The sequence below is a fragment of the Bartonella bacilliformis KC583 genome (assembly GCF_000015445.1).
Taxonomy (GTDB): Bacteria; Pseudomonadota; Alphaproteobacteria; order Rhizobiales; family Rhizobiaceae; genus Bartonella; species Bartonella bacilliformis.
The window spans coordinates 1,016,617-1,036,542 of record NC_008783.1; the positions used below are offsets into that span (position 1 = coordinate 1,016,617).

19 protein-coding genes are annotated in these 19,926 nt (G+C 38.1%); 12 read left to right on the top strand and 7 right to left on the bottom strand.

Going from position 1 to position 19,926, the window contains the following annotated elements; translation table 11 throughout:
• Positions 1-52 precede the first annotated feature (52 nt).
• Together BARBAKC583_RS04730 and trxB are read right to left on the bottom strand one after the other, a co-directional pair.
• On the bottom strand, positions 53-958 hold the full coding sequence (locus BARBAKC583_RS04730) for a LysR family transcriptional regulator (RefSeq protein WP_005767481.1): 906 nt from the start codon (positions 956-958) through the stop codon (positions 53-55).
• A gap of 51 nt (positions 959-1,009) precedes the next feature.
• Positions 1,010-1,963, bottom strand: a complete 954-nt coding sequence (trxB, locus tag BARBAKC583_RS04735; protein WP_005767483.1) for a thioredoxin-disulfide reductase — start codon at positions 1,961-1,963, stop codon at positions 1,010-1,012.
• A 304-nt stretch (positions 1,964-2,267) separates the two neighbouring features.
• On the opposite strand from trxB, the gene BARBAKC583_RS04740 reads away from it, so the two are divergent.
• Positions 2,268-3,656 (top strand): TrkH family potassium uptake protein, encoded by a 1,389-nt coding sequence (locus tag BARBAKC583_RS04740; protein WP_005767485.1) that lies wholly within the window; start codon positions 2,268-2,270, stop codon positions 3,654-3,656.
• 199 nt (positions 3,657-3,855) lie between these two features.
• Here BARBAKC583_RS04740 and BARBAKC583_RS04745 read toward each other — a convergent pair whose 3' ends face one another.
• Together BARBAKC583_RS04745 and greA are read right to left on the bottom strand one after the other, a co-directional pair.
• Positions 3,856-4,914: a glycosyltransferase family 4 protein gene (locus BARBAKC583_RS04745; RefSeq protein WP_005767487.1), complete on the bottom strand. Its 1,059-nt coding sequence runs from the start codon at positions 4,912-4,914 to the stop codon at positions 3,856-3,858.
• A 6-nt stretch (positions 4,915-4,920) separates the two neighbouring features.
• Entirely contained in the window at positions 4,921-5,394 is a 474-nt protein-coding gene (gene greA, locus BARBAKC583_RS04755) for a transcription elongation factor GreA (protein ID WP_005767489.1), read from the bottom strand.
• A 344-nt stretch (positions 5,395-5,738) separates the two neighbouring features.
• Here greA and BARBAKC583_RS04760 point away from each other — a divergent pair, with 344 nt between their 5' ends.
• The 3 genes from BARBAKC583_RS04760 to BARBAKC583_RS04775 all read left to right on the top strand — a co-directional run bounded on the left by BARBAKC583_RS04760 (position 5,739) and on the right by BARBAKC583_RS04775 (position 9,596).
• Positions 5,739-5,978, top strand: coding sequence for an SH3 domain-containing protein (locus BARBAKC583_RS04760; RefSeq protein ID WP_080512680.1), 240 nt, complete (start codon positions 5,739-5,741; stop codon positions 5,976-5,978).
• Between the two features lie 290 nt (positions 5,979-6,268).
• Positions 6,269-8,611 carry an excinuclease ABC subunit UvrB gene (gene uvrB / locus BARBAKC583_RS04765; RefSeq protein WP_005767491.1) on the top strand — a complete coding sequence of 781 codons (2,343 nt, stop codon included), beginning with the start codon at positions 6,269-6,271 and terminating at the stop codon, positions 8,609-8,611.
• 466 nt (positions 8,612-9,077) lie between these two features.
• Positions 9,078-9,596 (top strand): BA14K family protein, encoded by a 519-nt coding sequence (locus BARBAKC583_RS04775; RefSeq protein ID WP_005767493.1) that lies wholly within the window; start codon positions 9,078-9,080, stop codon positions 9,594-9,596.
• 48 nt (positions 9,597-9,644) lie between these two features.
• Here the strand turns inward: BARBAKC583_RS04775 and BARBAKC583_RS04780 are convergent, their stop codons facing one another.
• Entirely contained in the window at positions 9,645-10,289 is a 645-nt protein-coding gene (locus tag BARBAKC583_RS04780; protein WP_005767496.1) for an MBL fold metallo-hydrolase, read from the bottom strand.
• Positions 10,290-10,438: 149 nt separating this feature from the next.
• Here BARBAKC583_RS04780 and BARBAKC583_RS04785 point away from each other — a divergent pair, with 149 nt between their 5' ends.
• Both BARBAKC583_RS04785 and BARBAKC583_RS04790 read left to right on the top strand, forming a co-directional pair.
• Positions 10,439-11,143, top strand: coding sequence for a response regulator (locus BARBAKC583_RS04785; RefSeq protein WP_005767499.1), 705 nt, complete (start codon positions 10,439-10,441; stop codon positions 11,141-11,143).
• Between the two features lie 7 nt (positions 11,144-11,150).
• Positions 11,151-12,491 carry an ATP-binding protein gene (locus tag BARBAKC583_RS04790; RefSeq protein ID WP_005767501.1) on the top strand — a complete coding sequence of 447 codons (1,341 nt, stop codon included), beginning with the start codon at positions 11,151-11,153 and terminating at the stop codon, positions 12,489-12,491.
• A gap of 52 nt (positions 12,492-12,543) precedes the next feature.
• On the opposite strand, the gene BARBAKC583_RS04795 is transcribed toward BARBAKC583_RS04790, so the two are convergent.
• Positions 12,544-13,044 (bottom strand): type III secretion system chaperone family protein, encoded by a 501-nt coding sequence (locus BARBAKC583_RS04795; RefSeq protein ID WP_005767503.1) that lies wholly within the window; start codon positions 13,042-13,044, stop codon positions 12,544-12,546.
• Positions 13,045-13,424: 380 nt separating this feature from the next.
• Positions 13,425-13,691: an accessory factor UbiK family protein gene (locus BARBAKC583_RS04800; RefSeq protein WP_005767509.1), complete on the bottom strand. Its 267-nt coding sequence runs from the start codon at positions 13,689-13,691 to the stop codon at positions 13,425-13,427.
• A gap of 264 nt (positions 13,692-13,955) precedes the next feature.
• On the opposite strand from BARBAKC583_RS04800, the gene lgt reads away from it, so the two are divergent.
• The 6 genes from lgt to pth all read left to right on the top strand — a co-directional run bounded on the left by lgt (position 13,956) and on the right by pth (position 19,773).
• Positions 13,956-14,813 carry a prolipoprotein diacylglyceryl transferase gene (gene lgt / locus BARBAKC583_RS04805; protein ID WP_005767511.1) on the top strand — a complete coding sequence of 286 codons (858 nt, stop codon included), beginning with the start codon at positions 13,956-13,958 and terminating at the stop codon, positions 14,811-14,813.
• A complete protein-coding gene (locus BARBAKC583_RS04810; RefSeq protein WP_005767513.1) occupies positions 14,813-15,913 on the top strand; it encodes a class I SAM-dependent methyltransferase in 1,101 nt (366 codons plus the stop codon). The genes lgt and BARBAKC583_RS04810 overlap by 1 nt, the downstream gene beginning before the upstream one ends.
• Before the next feature lie 58 nt (positions 15,914-15,971).
• The gene (gene pgeF, locus BARBAKC583_RS04815; RefSeq protein WP_005767516.1) at positions 15,972-16,763 is read left to right on the top strand and encodes a peptidoglycan editing factor PgeF; all 792 of its coding nucleotides are present in this window, start codon (positions 15,972-15,974) and stop codon (positions 16,761-16,763) included.
• A 363-nt stretch (positions 16,764-17,126) separates the two neighbouring features.
• Complete coding sequence (locus tag BARBAKC583_RS04820; RefSeq protein ID WP_005767518.1) at positions 17,127-18,059, top strand: ribose-phosphate pyrophosphokinase; 933 nt, start codon at positions 17,127-17,129, stop codon at positions 18,057-18,059.
• Between the two features lie 435 nt (positions 18,060-18,494).
• Positions 18,495-19,112, top strand: coding sequence for a 50S ribosomal protein L25/general stress protein Ctc (locus BARBAKC583_RS04825; protein WP_005767521.1), 618 nt, complete (start codon positions 18,495-18,497; stop codon positions 19,110-19,112).
• Between the two features lie 79 nt (positions 19,113-19,191).
• On the top strand, positions 19,192-19,773 hold the full coding sequence (gene pth / locus BARBAKC583_RS04830; RefSeq protein ID WP_005767523.1) for an aminoacyl-tRNA hydrolase: 582 nt from the start codon (positions 19,192-19,194) through the stop codon (positions 19,771-19,773).
• Positions 19,774-19,926: the final 153 nt, after the last annotated feature.

The following is a 19,926-nucleotide window of genomic DNA, read 5'->3' on the forward strand; positions in this document are numbered from 1 at the left end:
AACAGCTACATGAATATCCTGATTTTTGTAAATAATTGGCTCACCCACTTCATTAAAAAGACCATTTGCGTGCTTTTAAAAAAATATAATCTCGAAAAACGTTCAGCTTTGCTGAATTTCTTAAAGCGTCAGGATAACAAAAGAAAGTATCAAAGGAAGGAATATCAGTCATATCAGGAAAGAGTCGCACAAATTTTTCATCATTATTTACAATATAATCAGGAAGTACAGCGATACCAAGATTGCCCATTAGTGCATTTTTAATAGAAAGAATATTATTAATTTGTAATACTGGAGTACGCAGAGAACAATTACTTCTTCCTGCCCTTTCCAACCAATTCAGACCAGATAAATAAGGTGGAACCGTTTCACCGAATGAAATAATGCGATGTCCATCTAAATCAGACAATTCTTCTGGCTTGCCATAACGTGCAATATAATCTTCTGAAGCATAAACATGCATATGGACTGTAAACAATTTTCTTTGGATAAGATCAGGCTGTTGAGGTTGATGTAATCGAATAGCACAATCGGCATCACGCATAGTCAAATCAAGCGCTTTATCATCAAGTAAGATCTGAATCCGCATATCAGGGTAAAGATTAAGAAATTCAGGCATACACTCTGCAATCCATTTTGCTCCCATTCCAAAGGTTGATGTAACACGTAAACGCCCTGCTGGCTTTTCGCGGCTTTCAGTTAACTGTGAGCGCGCATTTTCAAGTTTTATTAAAACATCATGAGCCGTGCGGTAAAGAATTTCACCCTGCTCTGTTAAAATTAAACCACGTGCATGACGCTGAAACAAAGGAGCACCAACATCCTGTTCTAAAGCCGCAACCTGTCTTGAGATTGCTGATTGAGATAAGTGCAGTCTTTGAGCTGCATGCGTAAAAGATCCTGCCTCTGCTGCTGCATGAAAAACCCTCAATTTATCCCAATCTAATGGTGACGCCAAAATCTTTCCTCCAATTTTTGGTATTCATTAACAATTATCTTTGTAAAACCTCTATGTCTGCAAATCCAAAAATCTCTCTACCTCCAACGCTGCCATACATCCTCTCCCAGCTGCAGTTATAGCCTGACGAAATACATTATCTGCTACATCCCCTGCAGCAAAAACACCAGGAATGCTCGTTGCTGTTGAATCTGGCTCTGTCCATAAATATCCTTCTGGTTTTTGTTTCAATTGCCCTTCAAACAAAGAAACAACAGGATCGTGCCCAATAGCAATGAATATTCCTTCTGCATCTACCTTCAATTTTTGATTTGTTTTAACATTTTTAAGACGCGCACCTGTCACAACAGAACCGGTTTGTGCATGAGTTTGCAAACCAATAATTTCTTCTACAACATGATCCCAAATGATGTGCACGTTATTACACGAACGTAACCTATCTTGTAAAATTTTTTCTGCTGTAAAATGATCACGCCGATGAACCACAACCACTTTTTTAGCTAAGCGCGATAAATAAAGCGCTTCTTCAACGGCCCTATTTCCACCACCGACAACAATAACTTCCTTATCACGATAAAAAAAACCGTCACAGGTAGCACAGGCAGAAACACCACCCCCCATAAAAGTCTGTTCACTCTCTAAGCCAAGCCAGCGAGCTTGCGCTCCTGTTGCAATAACTAAAGCATCACAACAATATTGCGTTCCTGAATCTCCATACAAAGTAAAAGGACGTTTAGATAAGTCAGCCTTTACAATATTGTCATAAATAATCTCTGTACCAACATGTTGAGCTTGTTTTTTCATTTGTTCCATCAACCACGCTCCTTGAACGGGCTCAGCAAAACCTGGATAATTTTCAATATCCGTTGTAATTGTCAGCTGTCCTCCCTGCTGCAATCCCGTAATCAAAACCGGTTTAAGCATTGCTCTCGCCGCATAAATTGCTGCTGTGTAACCAGCTGGTCCTGAGCCAATAACAAGAACACGAATATGCGGTCGTTCCATGAAATTCCTTTCTTTTTTAGGTATTTATACCTAAAAATTGTAGTGACATGCAACCTTTTAAAAAATTTTTTATAAGCATAGATTATAGTGTATTGGTATTTTTTCAAGCTTCGCTAAAAGGCTGATTGCCAATTTACCACAGCTTGCTTAGTATAAGGATCAATTTTTTACTCTAGAAACATTCAATATGTAAATTCTAAGTGAGCGTAAAATTACAAACAAAAATGAAAAGAGATAGGAAACGATCATTCTTCAATTTGTTATTAATGTCTGTGCACGTTTTGCATTAATCATGGGAGTAACCATGATTCTGCCAGCTCTTATAGATTTGCGTGATGGCAGCCAAAATTGGACAGCTTTTCTTTACCCCTGTACTATAACCACCATGTTAGCAACACTAATCCTTTTAGCAACCAGGGGAGCTAACTGCCGTTTTTCAGCACGGCTCGGCTTCACGCTGACTGCTTGCCTTTGGCTAACAGGAAGTATAGTAGGTGCTCTACCTCTTTATCTCTCTCCTCTTTCACTTTCACTAGCAGAAGCAGTTTTTGAATCTGTCTCTGGAATTACAACAACTGGCTCTACAGTTATTACTGGCCTTGATAATTTATCACGAAGCATCCTGTTATGGCGTTCTCTTATGTGCTGGATTGGAGGTATTGGCTTTATCGGTTTAGCCTTGCTCCTTTTGCCTTCACTGCGTGTTGGAGGAGTACAGCTTTTCCATATGGAATCATCAGATAAATCTGAAAAAATATTGCCGCGCATCAACCAAATTGCCAATGGAATTATCATCGCATACGTTGGACTAACCCTCGCTTGCACATTTTCCTATTTTGCTGCTGGTATGACTTTATTTGATGCCATAAATCACGCAATGACCACAATAGCAACAGCTGGATTTTCAACCCATGATGCTTCCTTTGGCTATTTTTCTAATAAACCAGCTATCTTGGTGATCTCTACAATCTTTATGTTGCTTTCTGCCTTGCCTTTTGTGTTATATATTAAATTACTGTTTCCTAGCTATTCAAAACGCCCTATAGATCCACAAATTATCGTTTTTCTCAATATCGTTTTCCTTTTTAGCTTTTCTCTAGCAGTATGGTTACGATTTAATGACCATCTCTCCTTTCATCAAATTTTTCTTGATGTCATTTTTCACCTTACATCGATCATCACCACAACCGGCTATAGCGCTCAAAACTATCAGCTTTGGGGCCCCTTCGCACTTGGTATTTTCTTTATTCTTTCTTTTACAGGAGGATGTGCTGGTTCTACCTCTGGCGGTATAAAAATTAACCGCCTTATTATCCTTTGGCGTATTGCACAAACAAGTATGGCAAAACTTCTTTCTCCTAATGCAGTTGTAAAAGTTCGCTACGACAATTCAAATATATCAAACGATCTTGCTCAATCAGTCTTACTTTTTGTCTGCCTTTACATGTTCTGCCTTCTTATCGGCACTGCACTTCTTCTCTTTACTGGACTTGATTTTATTTCTGCTTTTACAGGCGTTTTAACAGCACTTTCAAATATTGGTCCAGGTTTTGGAGATATTATTGGTCCTATTGGTAATTTCTCGACAATTAACGATAATGCCTTATGGATTTTGAGTTTTTTAATGCTGGCAGGCCGTCTTGAAATCATAACCATATTTATTCTTCTCACCCCTGCCTTTTGGCACGAATAATTTTAATATATGAAGTTTAACTCTCATAGGAAAAAACTATATAACTATACCTCGTCTTAGTTGCATTCACCACCAAAGATTAGATTCCTCTCTCATAAAGGTAGATACTAATTAAAAGCTTATGAATAACTCTGAAAATTTACAAAATTTTCACTGCCTATCATCTCAGATACCCTGTTTAATTCTACACAGGTCGTTTTTAAAACATTTTTGCAGCAAATATTTTTTCATAAACAGCACCAATTTCAGCTGCTTCTTTTTCTAAAGGAAAATGAGTACGAACGTGAGCTAAAGCTCTTTGCTCTGTTGCAAATGTTTTATCTAAATCAGCAAAATAAGGTTCAATGGCTTCCGTGAAAGCCAACGCGTTCAATTCTTTAACAACAGTCCCTGTTCCCTCTACAATCAATTTTTCATAAATACCTGCATCACTGGTTACTACAGCTGTTTGTGATGCCATTGCCTCCAAGGGTGTCAAACCAAAACCCTCTGTGCGTGAAGGCGCCACATAAAGTGACATACGACGATACCACAGAGGCGTATCCAATATTTCACCCAGCATAATAATGCGATCATTTAAACCAGCAGCGGCAATCTTTCGACGTAATTCTTTTTCAAAATCACAGTGTTGCATCGTTGTACGACCAGCAATAATCGCTGTCCAATCAGGATAGCGTGGTAGTAATGCTAACATTGCATCCACAAACAAATCAGTACCCTTCAAATAGCGGATACGTCCAAAACATCCTACCGCATACTTACCTGGTAAACCAGTCGCTGAAAAATAATCATAAGCAGTTTTTGGGGGTGAAAAATTCTCAAGATTTACCCCATGTTTGATAACTGTATAGGGAACATTTAGATAAGTTCCAACACGTGAACTGACGGCGATAACTTCATCCATGCGACGTATCAACCATCTTGTAGAAAATTTATGATGACGCTCAGAGGCGGATGTAAAGACAAGCCTAAGCTTCATGCGCAAAACATCCCGTAGGAAAACTCCAACAAGCATCTCTATATTACGCCGTGCATGCCATACACGAAATGATTTTCCTGCTGGACTTTTCCAAAGCCCGAAAATATCTCTCACACGAAGAGTGGGTAAATTTTTTGGTAAACCTACCCCAAAAGAGGATATCCGTATACCCTGTTTTCGTTGCAAAGGAATAAGCTGAATAACTGTCGACTTTATCCCTGATAAACGCTTTTTAAAGTGAGGAACAATAATATCAGTTTCTTTTAGAGAAACATGCATGATAACTCAGATATACTGAATTTTAATAATCTCATAATTATGCGCTCCCCCTGGTGCATTTACCTCAATAACATCGCCCTCTTCCTTGCCGATAAGTGCGCGTGCAATAGGCGAAGAAATAGAGATTTTACCAATTTTTACATCAGCTTCTTGATCACCAACAATCTGATACACTTTTTTCTCTTCAGTATCCTCATTCAAAAGCTTGACAGTAGCACCAAATTTAATCTGGTTCCCTGAAAGGCGTGAAACGTCAATAACCTCTGCCCGTGCGATATAATCTTCAAGCTCATTGATACGCCCCTCATTATAACTTTGTGCTTCCTTGGCAGCATGATATTCAGCATTTTCTGATAAATCACCATGCGCACGTGCTTCAGAGATTGCTTCAATAATCCGTGGACGTTCCTGCTGTTGGCGCCAACGCAACTCCTCTTTGAGAGTTTCAAAACCAGCTGTAGTCATTGGCACTTTTTCCATGATCCATCCCTTTCTTTTACACGGAAAGTTTTTAAAATATAAAAAACGCTTTCCAGGATTACCTCTGGAACCCGAAAATTACAATCATCTTCACTATATAGGGGGTAGTTATCTCATTTTCCATAGGAAAAATGAATAAAGAGCATACGCCACCCTCTAAATCTTAAAGATAATTTATACATTAAGTTTTAAAGTCTAATTTAATCATAACGTAACAAAAAACGTGATCCAAAAAATAAATTTATACAAAAAATTTTATGAGTAGAAAATGAAAAAATTAATGGGTCTTTTTATATTCGGCTCCCTCTTTTAATAACAACAATAAGCCACGCTGTACATGGCTATTGCAACAACAAATCTTAATTAAAGCAGGACCAAGTACTCAATATACGCTTCGTGGTTTGATTCCTGCAGGTCAAGCCGTATTTGTCTACAATTGCAAAGGTAATTGGTGCCAAATTTATTGTGACTCACGAACAGGCTGGACATCAGCATATTATCTTTCATTTAAAGATGGAAATGATCTCTATCATGCATATACAACACCATCAACAGAAGCACGCACTGCAACAATAAGGAGATAGCCCATGATAAACGCCGATAACGATCACTTTGTTCAACATGACCATCGCTCGCCTTAACATTGAAACGACGCCATTTTAAATCTTAATGATATTCCACGGTCTATAAAAAAATAGCTACCAATTACGAAAACTTTCATAAAAAGAAACAAAAATCGCTATATTACATCTCAATAATAGACCGTACACACACGCTAATAAAACTGAAAACCTCTTGTAATAATTAGTATACTCAGCAAATTACAGTATGAGAATCCCTTTTATCTTTTTCTTATGATATAAATTTTCCTATAATGTCTCGCAAAAAAACCATAATCACTCCTAAAAAAATCAATAAAGCATCAAAAACAGGAAGCTGTGTCTCAGCGATTGAGAAATCCTCTACCTCTTATTTTCATAATAAAATTGCAGAACCTAAGATCTCTCGCAAAATTAAAAATGTCCCTATATCTGAAGGAATCACGACAGAGAAAGGAGTTACAGCAACGGTTGAAGCTCTTTCTGCACTCATTGCGTCAGGGAACCCTCTTTTTAAAAATGGGGAATTATGGACACCACATCGTCCTATTCGTCCTGAAAAATCTGAAAGCGGCACCCCATTTCAAATTAAGACCCCCTTTGAGCCTGCAGGTGATCAGCCTACAGCCATTGAAACTCTCGTTGAAGGAATAAAGAAAAATGAGCGCACTCAGGTACTTTTGGGTGTCACTGGCTCAGGTAAAACCTATACAATGGCCAAAATCATTGAAATAACACAACGCCCCGCTTTAATTCTAGCACCCAATAAAACTCTGGCAGCACAGCTTTACGGAGAGTTCAAAAATTTTTTTCCTCACAATGCTGTTGAATATTTTGTTTCTTATTATGACTATTATCAACCAGAAGCCTATGTTGCACGCTCTGATACTTATATTGAAAAAGAATCCTCTATTAATGAACAAATTGATCGTATGCGCCACGCCGCAACACGTGCTGTACTTGAACGTGATGATGTCATTATCGTTGCATCTGTATCCTGCATCTATGGTATTGGTTCAGTAGAAACTTATACAGCTATGACCTTCCAAATAAAAAAAGGTGATAGGCTTAATCAACGACAATTATTGGCTGATTTGGTCGCCCAACAATATCAACGACAAGATATAAATTTCGTTCGTGGCTCTTTTCGTGTTAGAGGTGATACGATCGAAATTTTCCCTGCTCACCTTGAAGACCGTTCTTGGCGTATTTCATTATTTGGTGATGAAGTTGAAACGATTACTGAATTTGATCCTTTAACGGGAAAAAAAACAGATGATCTCCAATCTATTAAAATTTATGCCAATTCTCATTATGTAACACCGCGACCAACATTAAATCAGGCGATTAAATCAATTAAAATGGAATTAGCTGCACGCCTCGACGAATTAAACTCTGCAGATCGTCTTTTAGAAGCACAACGTTTAGAACAACGGACAAGATTTGATTTAGAAATGCTGGAAACGACTGGATCTTGCTCCGGAATTGAAAATTATTCACGCTATTTAACAGGACGGAAACCTGGTGAACCCCCTCCAACTCTTTTCGAATATATTCCTGATAATGCTCTTGTTTTTATTGATGAAAGCCATGTGACTATTCCGCAAATTAGCGGTATGTATCGAGGTGATTTTCGACGAAAAGCCACTCTAGCTGAATACGGATTTCGCTTACCTTCTTGTATGGACAACCGTCCCTTACGCTTTGAAGAATGGGATGCAATGCGTCCACAAACTATTGCTGTTTCTGCAACACCTGGCCGCTGGGAAATAGAACAAACATGCGGTACTTTTGCAGAACAGGTCATTCGCCCAACAGGACTCGTTGATCCTTTAACAGAAATACGTCCAGCACGTACTCAAGTCGATGATGTCGTGCACGAAATTCGCACAACAATCAAAAAAGGCTATCGTACATTAGTAACCGTTCTGACAAAACGGATGGCTGAAGATTTAACGGAATATCTCCATGAGCAAGGTATTCGTGTACGTTATATGCATTCTGATATTGATACATTAGAGCGTATTGAAATTCTTCGTGACCTACGACTAGGCACCTTTGATGTTTTAATCGGCATCAATTTGCTCCGAGAAGGTTTGGATATTCCAGAATGCGGTTTTGTTGCTATTTTAGACGCCGACAAAGAAGGCTTTTTGCGTTCAGAGACCTCACTTATTCAAACCATAGGACGAGCTGCTCGTAATGTAGATGGTCGAGTTATCCTTTATGCAGATACGATAACTGGCTCTATAGCACGAGCCTTGCAAGAAACAAAACGCCGTCGACAAAAACAAATAGACTATAATCAAAAGCATCATATCATACCAACTAGCGTTAAGAAAAACATCAGTGACATTCTCAATTTAGTCGGTGACAACAACCCTATCGGTAAAGATATTCCTAATTTTGTTACACAACAAAATAGAACTGGTGATACTCTAACCAATCATATTAAACGTCTTGAAAAATTGATGCGTGAAGCAGCTGCTGATCTTAATTTTGAAGAAGCTGCTCGACTTCGTGATAACATTAAACAGCTACAGAAAATAGAGCTAGCCATTACCGATGATCCATTGACACAAAATAACCAGAGCTCTACCAATGAAGAGAGAAAATAAAGAAAGTCCTTTAAAATTATTCAATTCTCAATTTTAAGTAGAGATTAATTAAAGAGAGCATATTTTGACATTAAAGCTCACTTACATATGCTGTCGTGCATATAATGCATGAAGCGGTTTTTATTATCTGTTTTTATGAAAGTAATTCAATAAGAAACCATTTTTTATGGATAAAGTTAAATTTTAAGTATACTGACATCTTTATACAATTCAAAATTATGCTCTTACCGAATTGAAAATAATACGCACAACATCATTTAATATAAAAAGATGAAGCAAATAAAAAACTGCAAAATATTATGGGTTCATGAATGCATAATATGTTTTAAAATCAGATTTGTGCTCTATCTATTCCTAAGCAGATCTTCGCTCATAATATTGATATCTTCAAAATTGTTCAGGTTACATTCAGCTTAATGTGTGTAAAGTGCATGCATGATATAAACTCATACTAAGGAATGTTGCTATGAAAAAATTGGTTAAATTTGCGGTATTATCGGCAGTATCAACTATAACCATTTCCGCGCTATCAACCACAGCATTTGCCTACGAAGGTTATGAGCGCATTCAAAGAAATATCGCTGTCCATCAGTCCCATCAAGAACACTCAACACATCATCACCATCATTATCATCAAAACAGTAAAATAGAGACCCGTACCCGCGAATATCACATACACCATAACAATAATAATACAGGAGATACTTTAGCGGCAGGTGCTCTCGGCCTTGCTGCAGGAGCGATTCTCGGCAATATTCTTCAAAAACCTGCACAACCGCAAATTATCTATCAACCTGTACCACAAAGTCAGGTGATTTATCAAGTGCAGCCGACAACAATACATCGGCCTATCGTTCCACAAGAACAGATATCCCAATGGCTTGCATATTGTTCGAAAAAATACCGTTCATTTAATCCCCGAACAGGAACCTTTCGTGGCCATGACGGTTTAGATTACTTTTGTTATGCTCCAGTAAATAATTAAGAATATTGGAAAAACCTGCTTTAAAGCAGGTTTTCCATATATTTCCCTTTACATCCCTTTAAGAAAGGGATTGTGTTGACGTTCATAGCCTATGGTACTTCCTGGTCCATGACCACAAATAAAGTTGACGTCATTACCTAATGGCAAAACTTTTTCCCTAATAGAGTGCATCAATTGTTCGTGGGAACCTAACATAAGGTCAGTGCGACCAACAGACCCACGAAATAGAACATCACCCAATAAAGCAAAACGTTCTTTTTCGTTAAAATAAATTACATGACCAGGAGCATGTCCCGGTGTATGAAAAACATGAAATACATGCCCAGCACAATCAATGCTATCCCCATCTTTCAGCCATTGATCAGGAACACAAAGACGCACATCAGCCATGCGATAGCTTTTTGCTCTTTCAACCACATCATCCATCACTGGCTTATCATCAAGATGTGATCCCATAATTTTAACATTGAGCGTCTCTTTAGCTTGCATTGCAGCTCCTACGTGATCAACATGACCATGAGTTATCCAGATAGCTTCAACGATAACGCCTGTTTCTTGAATCGCTTCCTCGATCCGAAACCAATCACCACCAGGATCCACTAAAACACCTCTCTTACTTTCATTATCAAAAAGCAAAGTACAATTTTGTTGGAAAGATGTAACCGGAACAATATGTAAACTGAGATCGCCCATCATACTCCTTTCAAGAATTATGTGTGTTTAACCCTATAAATAGCAGTTTTTACTCCGTTACAAAGTAAAAAATTGCCTGCTCGACAGCTTTACATAACTTATGTAAACTAGATTTCATATCAACTGAATTTTTGTCAAGGGTTTGAATAATGACCGATCCCATCCAGGTCTTATGTGATGATGCACCTCACCTTCTCGTCATTGATGATGACACCCGTATCCGCAGTCTCTTGTCCCAATTTCTGATTAAAAATGGATTTCGTGTTTCTGTTTCTGCTAATGCTGATGAAGCCAGACGGCTACTCACAAGCTTAGACTTTGATCTTCTCATTGTTGATGTGATGATGCCCGGTGAAAATGGCATTGATCTCACTCATTCGCTTCGCCAAACGAAAAATGTTCCTATTCTCATGCTAACGGCTTTATCGGAAATAGATCATCGTATCCACGGATTAGAAGCAGGAGCAGATGATTATCTCGCTAAACCTTTTGATCCTCGTGAACTTTTACTTCGTGTTAACGCCATTTTACGGCGTGGTTTCTCATCTAACCAACTCAAAATCGAACAAATTGTTTTTGGACCTTATGTGTTTTCAATTTCACGGCGTGAACTTAAAAAAGGAGAAGAAATCATTAAATTGACAGATAAAGAACAGGAAATGATGGTGATTTTTGCAAAATGCGCAGGAGATACAATCCCGCGCCATAAATTTGCAACAACTGACAAAGATATCAGCCAACGCTCTATTGATGTACAAATGAATCGTCTACGTCGCAAAATAGAAAAAGATCCTGCAAACCCTGTGTGGCTTCAAACCGTACGAGGGATCGGTTATAAACTTTCTATTGAATAGGCGCATAATGATTAAATCTGCAAAAAAATTTGCCCGATGGTTAACGAGGCAAATGCCTAAACGGCTTTATGCACGCTCTTTGATTATTATTATTGCCCCTATGGTCCTCCTACAAACAGTGATTGGCTACGTTTTTATGGAACGTCATTGGCAAATGGTCACTGAACGTCTTTCAACAGCTGTTGTCCGTGATATTTCTGCCATTATTGATATCATTGAAACATATCCACAACAGCATAATTATGAAGATATAACACGCATTGCACAACAACGCATGGGATTAAACATTTCTATCCTTCCCCCTGATCCCCTTCCTGCTCCAGGGCCTAAACCATTTTTTGCCATTCTGGACTATTTTCTCAGTGAAGAAATCACTCGTCAAATTAACCGCCCCTTCTGGATTGATACAGTAGGCGATTCTGATCTTGTTGAAATTCGTATTCGTCTTGATAAGAGCACTTTGCGTGTCTTTGCTATGCGTAGCCAAGCCTATGCCTCCAATACTGATATCTTTCTTAGCTGGATGGTAGGGACCGCTCTTGTTTTACTGCTAATTGCTATTTACTTTTTGCGCAGACAAATCAAACCAATCCAACAACTGGCTGAAGCCGCTGAAAGTTTTGGACGCGGACGTCCCTTACCTGAAGGTTTTCATCCACAAGGTGCTGATGAAGTACGTCGTGCCGGCATTGCTTTTTTGCGCATGCGTGAACGTATTGAACGCCAAATCGAACAGCGCACTATGATGCTGTCAGGCGTTAGCCATGATTTAAGGACTATTCTTACACGCTTTAAACTTCAACTTGCTATTGCAAGTACTGACTTTGATAGTAGTCTTCTTGAACAAGATGTCAACGATATGCAAAACATGTTAGAAGACTATCTGGCTTTTGCACGTGGTGAAGGCAGTGAAAATGTTAAAAACTTTGATTTACAAGCTCTTATGAAAAAATTCTTCGCCAATGCTAATCTTCATCAACGTCACTTCTCTTATAAAATTGAAGGCCCAACACAGATACAAGTGCGTCCACATGCCTTTACACGCTTGGTTAGTAACCTTGTGTCTAATGCATTTTATTACGCAGACACTGTTGAGTTAACAGCTACAACCCAGCAAGAATCTTTTATCATAATCATCGATGATAATGGACCAGGCATTCAGAAAGATATGCGCACAGAAGTGTTTAAGCCATTTTTTAGACTTGATAAAGCACGCAATCAAGATGCGAGCGGAACGGGGCTTGGACTTGCTATTGCCCAAGACATTGCCCGTAGCCACGGAGGAAACATCCAATTAGATGATAGCCCACTCGGAGGCTTGCGTGCTATTATTGATATTCCCTTATAAAACACATTCCAAAAGCTTTTACAAACAACCACATTTTAAGTCGTTGAAAGGCTTAAGCATTTCCCACAGTTTCAAATAAGGAATATTGTAGCGCTTTATAAGCGCTTGTACCAGCCCAAGCAACCATTTGAAAAGCAGCATAATAACTTTCACAAATTTTAAGCGCATTCATCAACAATGTCTCAACTTGTATATGAGATGGATGCACCCCCCCAGCAAGCAGAAGACCCTGCCGATAAATAACAGAATTATCCCCTTGCCAGTAATCAAAATGCCCTAACAATAATTTTTCATTAATTGCCAATAATAACTGGCTTATTTCCGTTGTTCGAGCATTTTCAATAGAAAGATTAAATGCGCAAGCTAAATGAAGAGCCTCTTGCTCTTCAATCCATGAAAAAGAAAGGCGATAATTAGCCTGTTTTCCTTCGATACAAACATTAATTTCATCTTCTGCACTACGCTCAAAAGACCAATCATATTGGTAAGCGATCTGTTCAATAAAATCTACCGGATGCTCTTTTCTTTCTGCGGTGCTAAAAGCAAACCCCATCATTAACCCTCGATGACAGCAAAATATTATCAACAAAAGCGCAAAATAATTATAATTGTAATAACATTTGCTACAATTATAGCCTTTACACTTAACAAATACGCACTAAAACATTAGACAAACAGTACACAAAACTGGGAAACAAAACAGAGCATGCTTCCCACAACAAACAAACTTGATAAAAACAAAACGAATCATCAAGCTTTTTCAGTGTATTCATACAATCTCATAGCACCAGCCCCCTCATTTAAAAAAAATGCTTTTTTATTAAAAATATATCCACTATCTGCTCTAACAGACTCAAGATTAAGCATTTTTCAGTTTTATGCTTAACATCGAAAAACTGGGGATTATTTTTAAAGAATATAATTCTTCTATACTTAGGTCGTTTTAGATTTTTTCTGATTTTGTTTTTCTAAATCATCAAGACGTTTTATCAAATCAGTGTTTTCAGCACGTAATTTAAGTAACATTTCTTTCATTACTTCAAATTCCTCGCGTGAAACAAGATCAAGCTTATGCACTATCTTCTCAATTTGTGAACGAAAAAATGTTTCAGCTTCATACCGTATACCTTCTGTAGCACCTGCAACATCTGTCATTAATTTCGCCAATTCATCAAGAATACGGTTTGATCCATTACTCATGATATTTTCCTTTAATGTTAGCTACTTACGCAATACATTCATTATAGCGCATTTTCATCATATGTAGATACTGTATTTTCTTTTAGTAATATAGATTTATTTTAGCCTTTTACCCCTATACCAACAGCAGATGATCTTTATCCCTGGCTTAACTACCTTTGACTTAATCATCCGCTGAATCGACTGCCTCTGACTTGACCATTGCGTATTCGTCTGTCATGATTTTATGATGTTACATCCTCTTAAAATTTAATGCCTGACTTCATGAACAATTTCCTTTCTTGTCCTGCCATTCCTTTTCCTAATTTTCTTGATCCTATTATTATTCAATTAGGGCCTATAGCACTCCATTGGTATGGTCTTGGTTATGTCGTAGGCATTCTTTTTTCTTGGTGGTATGTACAAAAATTATCGCACAAAAAATCCTTGTGGTATGCAAACTATCCTCCCCTGAATGCAGAAAAAGCAAGTGATTTTGTTGTTTGGGCTGCTCTTGGTATCGTTGTTGGTGGTCGTTTAGGACAGGTACTGATATGGGATCCCACTTATTATTTTAACCATCCAAGTTCTATCATTGCTGTATGGGATGGAGGGATGTCCTTTCACGGTGGCCTAATTGGTACTACTATCGCAATAATCTGGTTTGCACGGAAACACAACATCAATATTTGGGCAATGTTCGATACAATTGCTGCAGGCGCTCCTTTTGGAATTGGCGTCGTGCGGATATGTAACTTCATTAACCAAGAGTTATGGGGCAGTGTTACGAATGTTCCTTGGGCCGTCTGCTTTTCCCTTGATCCTCAATATTTGCCACGTCATCCAAGCCAACTTTATGAAGCCTTGATGGAAGGATTTCTTCTGTTTATTGTACTTGCTTTTATTATTTTTGCTTTTAAAGCATTTAAACGCCCTGGAACTGTAGCAGGCACATTTATCATAAGCTATGGAATAGCGCGCACCATTTCAGAAATTTTCCGTGTTCCCCAAGAGGATCCAGAATGGTTTTCTGCTCTCTTCCATGGCTCTGGATTTACCTATGGTATGGCCTTATCTCTTCCTATGATTTTATTTGGTTTTTATGCTATTTTCCGGGCCTTCAGAAATCATTTTATAAAATAATGGCAACCTTAAAACATAAAATTCAAAAAATTATTGCTCTCGAGGGACCAATAACTGTTAGCCAATTTATGTCTTTGGTCCTCACAGATTCACAATTTGGCTATTACCAAACACAAACACCCTTTGGACGCACCGGCGACTTTATTACCGCACCTGAAATAAGCCAATTATTTGGAGAAATGATTGGTATTTGGATCATTGCAAATTGGGAGGCTCAAGGCTGTCCACATCCCTTTATTCTCGCAGAAATAGGTCCAGGACGTGGAATACTTATGGATGATGTTTTACGGACTATTCAGAAACTATGTATAACAGCATTTAATGCAGCCGAAATCTTTCTTGTTGAAATAAGCCAAAACCTTGCAACAGAACAAAAAAAGCGCCTCTCATCTTATCAAAAAAAAATTCATAACATTGAGAGTTTTGATCAGATACCACCAGGCCTTTTAATCCTTATTGCAAATGAACTCTTCGATGCCCTTCCCATTCACCAATATATCAAAATCGATGGAGAATGGAGAGAACGCCTCATTACCCTTAATCCCAGTGGCCATCTTATTTTTATTGCTGACTCACATAAACTTTCTTCTGAGAGCTTACCAAACTATTGTGCTGAAATGCCTGATGGAACTATTTGGGAATATGCACCTTTACGCAACCAATTGATGCAAAAAATCAGCAGTCGCTTAATGCAAACGCAAGGTTCTGCTTTACTTATTGATTATGGTGCTTCTGACATTGCATTTGGAGACACACTGCAGGCTATTTCAAAACACCAATTTCGTGATATTTTTTCTGCTCCAGGAGAACATGATTTAACGTCACATGTTGATTTTTTCTCTTTGAAAGAGATAGCCCTTCAAAAAGGCTGTTTTGCTACCATTCTAGAACAAGGAGATTTTCTCTTTAAAATGGGAATTCTGGAACGTGCAAAAAAGCTTAGTTCTCATAAAAATGTCGCAATTCAGAATAAAATTCACCAAGATATCGAACGGCTAACCAGCCCAAATCAAATGGGAAAACTTTTTAAAGTTCTCTACGCTAGTGATAAAAACATACCGCTATTTTCATTCTTGACTGCTAATAATAACAACCATTAACATAAATTATTCTCTTGCTTAACCATTTTCATTCAAAATTTCTTCATGTGGAGCTTTTATGAAAGTTATCCCTGAACCTATTCTCGCAAATAATCTTTTTTCTTTGCATACACAGGGAATAAAGCACGGTTTTTTTACACGTCAGGGAGGTATTTCAAAAAATATTTATCAGAGTCTCAATGTTGGCCAGAGCTCAAAAGATTATTTTGAACACATTGCACAAAACCGCACTTTCATTGCCAATTATTTTGACATTGAGATACAAAATTTAATCACTGTCAATCAAATACACTCTTGTGAAGTCGTCGTTGTTGATCAACCTTTTATCGGTGAGCGTCCTAAAGCTGATGCTCTCGTCACAACAACAAAAGGTCTAGCAATCGGCGTCCTCACAGCTGATTGTGGTCCCGTTCTTTTTGCTGATCCGCAAGCAGGTGTCATTGGTGCCGCGCATGCTGGTTGGCGAGGAAGCTTGAACGGAATTTTAGAAAAAACAATTTCAGTTATGGAAAAACAAGGAGCCAAACGGCAATCAATAACAGCAGTCCTTGGACCTTGTATTGGTCCCCACCATTATGAAATAACAGGCGAGTTCTACGATCAATTTATGAATTACCAAAACCAATTCCAAAAGTATTTTTTAAAAACAGATAAAGAAAACCATTTTAGCTTTAATTTATGGGCATTCATTATGGATAAGTTACAACAAGAAGGTATCAATGCTTCTTGTCTGCACCTATGCACTTACCAAAATGAACAGAATTTTTTTTCCTACCGCCGTGCAACACATCGCAATGAACCTGACTATGGACGGCAGATTTCTGCCCTTATGCTAACACATGAAAGATAGGCTTCTTTGCTACAACCTTAAATCGTTGTGATCTGAGTACACACACAGCCTACTAATAGCCATAAATCTTCAAGTGATATCAACTGTAGCATAAAAAGATACCGTTTACTGAGGCGGCGATAGATAGTTTTCGCAATTTATAATGGTGTGAATAACTTCTATGATGCCCTTTCCAAAATAATTGAAATCATATTGAAAAATTCCATTTTAAAAATAACAATATTAAAAAAAACAATGAGGTACCAGCTCTTTTAACCAAGGATAGATAAAATTGTGATGCTTTGTCATTGTTTCCTTTGCAATCTGGTAACAAAAAGCTAAAACCTTGCTAAATTCCACCATGATTACTTAGAGGCTTTTATCATGAAACTTTTCTGTGGCAATTCTAATCCACGCCTTGCCGAAGATGTTGCAAATTATTTAAAAATTCCCTTAGGTGAAGCAACCGTAAAACGCTTTACTGATCAGGAAATTTTCGTAGAATTACATGAGAATGTACGTGGTGAGGATGTATTCGTCCTGCAGTCGTCATCCTATCCAGCCAATGATCACTTGATGGAACTTCTCATCATGATTGACGCTCTTCGGCGCTCTTCCGCACGCCGCATCACAGCTGTTATACCCTATTTTGGTTATGCTCGCCAGGATCGTAAACCTGGACCACGCACTCCTATTTCAGCAAAACTCGTTTCTAACTTGATTACCCAAGCAGGTGCTCATCGTGTTTTAACATTGGATCTGCACGCAGGACAAATCCAAGGCTTTTTTGATATTCCAACTGACAATCTCTATGCTGTTCCTGTCATTTCTCGTGATATTAAAGCGCATTATTCTCTTGAAAATGTCGTTGTCGTTTCACCTGATGTTGGTGGTGTCGTACGTGCGCGTTCCTTAGCCAAACGCTTAAATAGTCTGCTTGCTATTGTCGACAAGCGTCGTGAACGCCCAGGAGAATCAGAAGTTATAAATATCATTGGCAATGTAGCTAGCAAAGATTGCATTTTGTTAGATGATATTGTCGATTCAGGCGGAACTTTATGCAACGCAGCAAGTGCTCTTCTCGAACAAGGTGCAAACAGTGTCACGGCTTATATCACACATGGTGTCCTTTCCGGAAAGGCTATCGAACGCATTACACATTCAAAAATGAAAGAATTAGTCATTACCGACTCGATTATGCCAACAAAAGAAGTTAAAGAAGCACATAACATCCGTGTTCTAACGATTGCTGACTTAATCGGAGAAGCCATTGCAAGAACAGCAACAGAGCAATCTGTCTCAAGCTTATTTGACTAGACGGCGCCTTTATTTCCTCTAAAACCTTTCTTAGCTAATATCAGAAAATAGAGGATACTGACCACTAAAATTGCATGGATAATAACAAATTTACACTCATTAAAATAGGTTTAACATCAGTTAGCATAAACGATAAAAATGGACTCTTTCTAGGCTAGAAAAAATGCACTGACTGTGTCAATATCAATCAATAGTGTTTACTTATGCATTTTGTGTTATATTTGTTATACACCTTCAATGGTAAGAATGATGGATTTCACTGACAACTCTTGCATCTCCAAATGGTTTGAATTATAGATATTGTCTCTGCGTAGACACCCTTGGAGGCAACGCAGAATGGAGCAATCACTACTTTGCAGTGCATATCTTCATATTCATGCAAAAATTGTTATTGATTTTTGATGAATCTCCAATCATGTAAACAAGGACTTAATCATGAGCAAAAGCTACACTCTTAAGGCCGAAGTACGCGAACGGGTTGGTAAGGGGTCCTCCCGTGAACTCCGTCGTAACGGTTTTATTCCAGCTGTCATTTATGGTGACAAACAGCCTCCTTTGGCAATTTCAGTTCCCTACAAGGAAGTTTTCTATAAAATTCATGGTGGTGGTTTTCGTACAACTATTGCTACTCTCGAAATCGGCAAAGAAAAAATTCAAGTTCTTCCAAAAGATTATCAACTTGATCCGGTTCGTGACTTCCCTATGCATGTGGATTTCTTACGCGTTTCAGCGAAATCAATCGTACATGTCAATATTCCTGTGCATTTCCTTAATGAAGACACAGCCCCAGGTATTAAACGCGGTGGTGTTTTGAACATTGTTCGCCATGAAATTGAGTGTACTGCACCAGCAAATGCTATTCCTGATGCGATTCAGATTGATCTATCCAGTTATTCTATTGGTGATTCCATCCACATTTCAGCAGTGCAATTACCAGAGGGTGTGACTCCGGTTATTCAAGATCGAAACTTTACTATTGCAACGATCGCAGCACCAGCTGGCATGGGTGATACTTCAGAAGAAGAAAACAACGAAAGTGATGCAAAGAAATAATCAATTTTCGTAGGCGGGAGAAACTTCCCGCCTTTTTTGAAGTATTTTGCTAATCTTTTATATTTTACTAAAGGCGCATATGTTACTTATTGCGGGTCTTGGTAATCCCGGTTCACATTATCAAAATAACCGTCATAATATTGGTTTTATGGCTGTTGATGCCATTCATGAAGCTTTTTCCTTTTCTCCATGGTCAAAAAAATTTCAAGCTGAAGTCTCAAATGGTCTTATAAATGGTGAAAAAATTCTTCTTATAAAACCGCAAACTTTTATGAATTTATCTGGTCAAGCCATTGGTGAAGCTTTACGATTTTATAAATTAGATTTAGATCACCTGATTGTTTTTTACGATGAATTAGATTTACCACCGGGAACGGTGCGCGTAAAAATTGGCGGAAGAAGTAACGGACATAATGGTATAAAATCAATCGATAGTCACTGTGGTAATAATTACCACCATGTACGCTTAGGGATCGGGCGTCCTATCTCTAAAGAACTGGTTGATCAATATGTTTTAGGAAATTTTACACAATCTGATCAAAAATGGTTATCAACTTTATTAGGTGTAATTGCAAACAATGTTGCTATGCTCATAAAAGGAGACAGCAACTGCTTTATGAATAAGATCTCGTTAACGATGAAAAGCCAAGGTCTACAGTAAAGCATGATTTCTTACGAAAACATGAAATACACCTAAATTCTTTCCCCATATTTTTACGTTTGACATCCCCTTTCTTTTTAAAAGGAAAGGCAAGCTCAATATATATCGGAAAAGAAAAAATATAGAATTTATAAAGTAAAACTGTTCAAACCC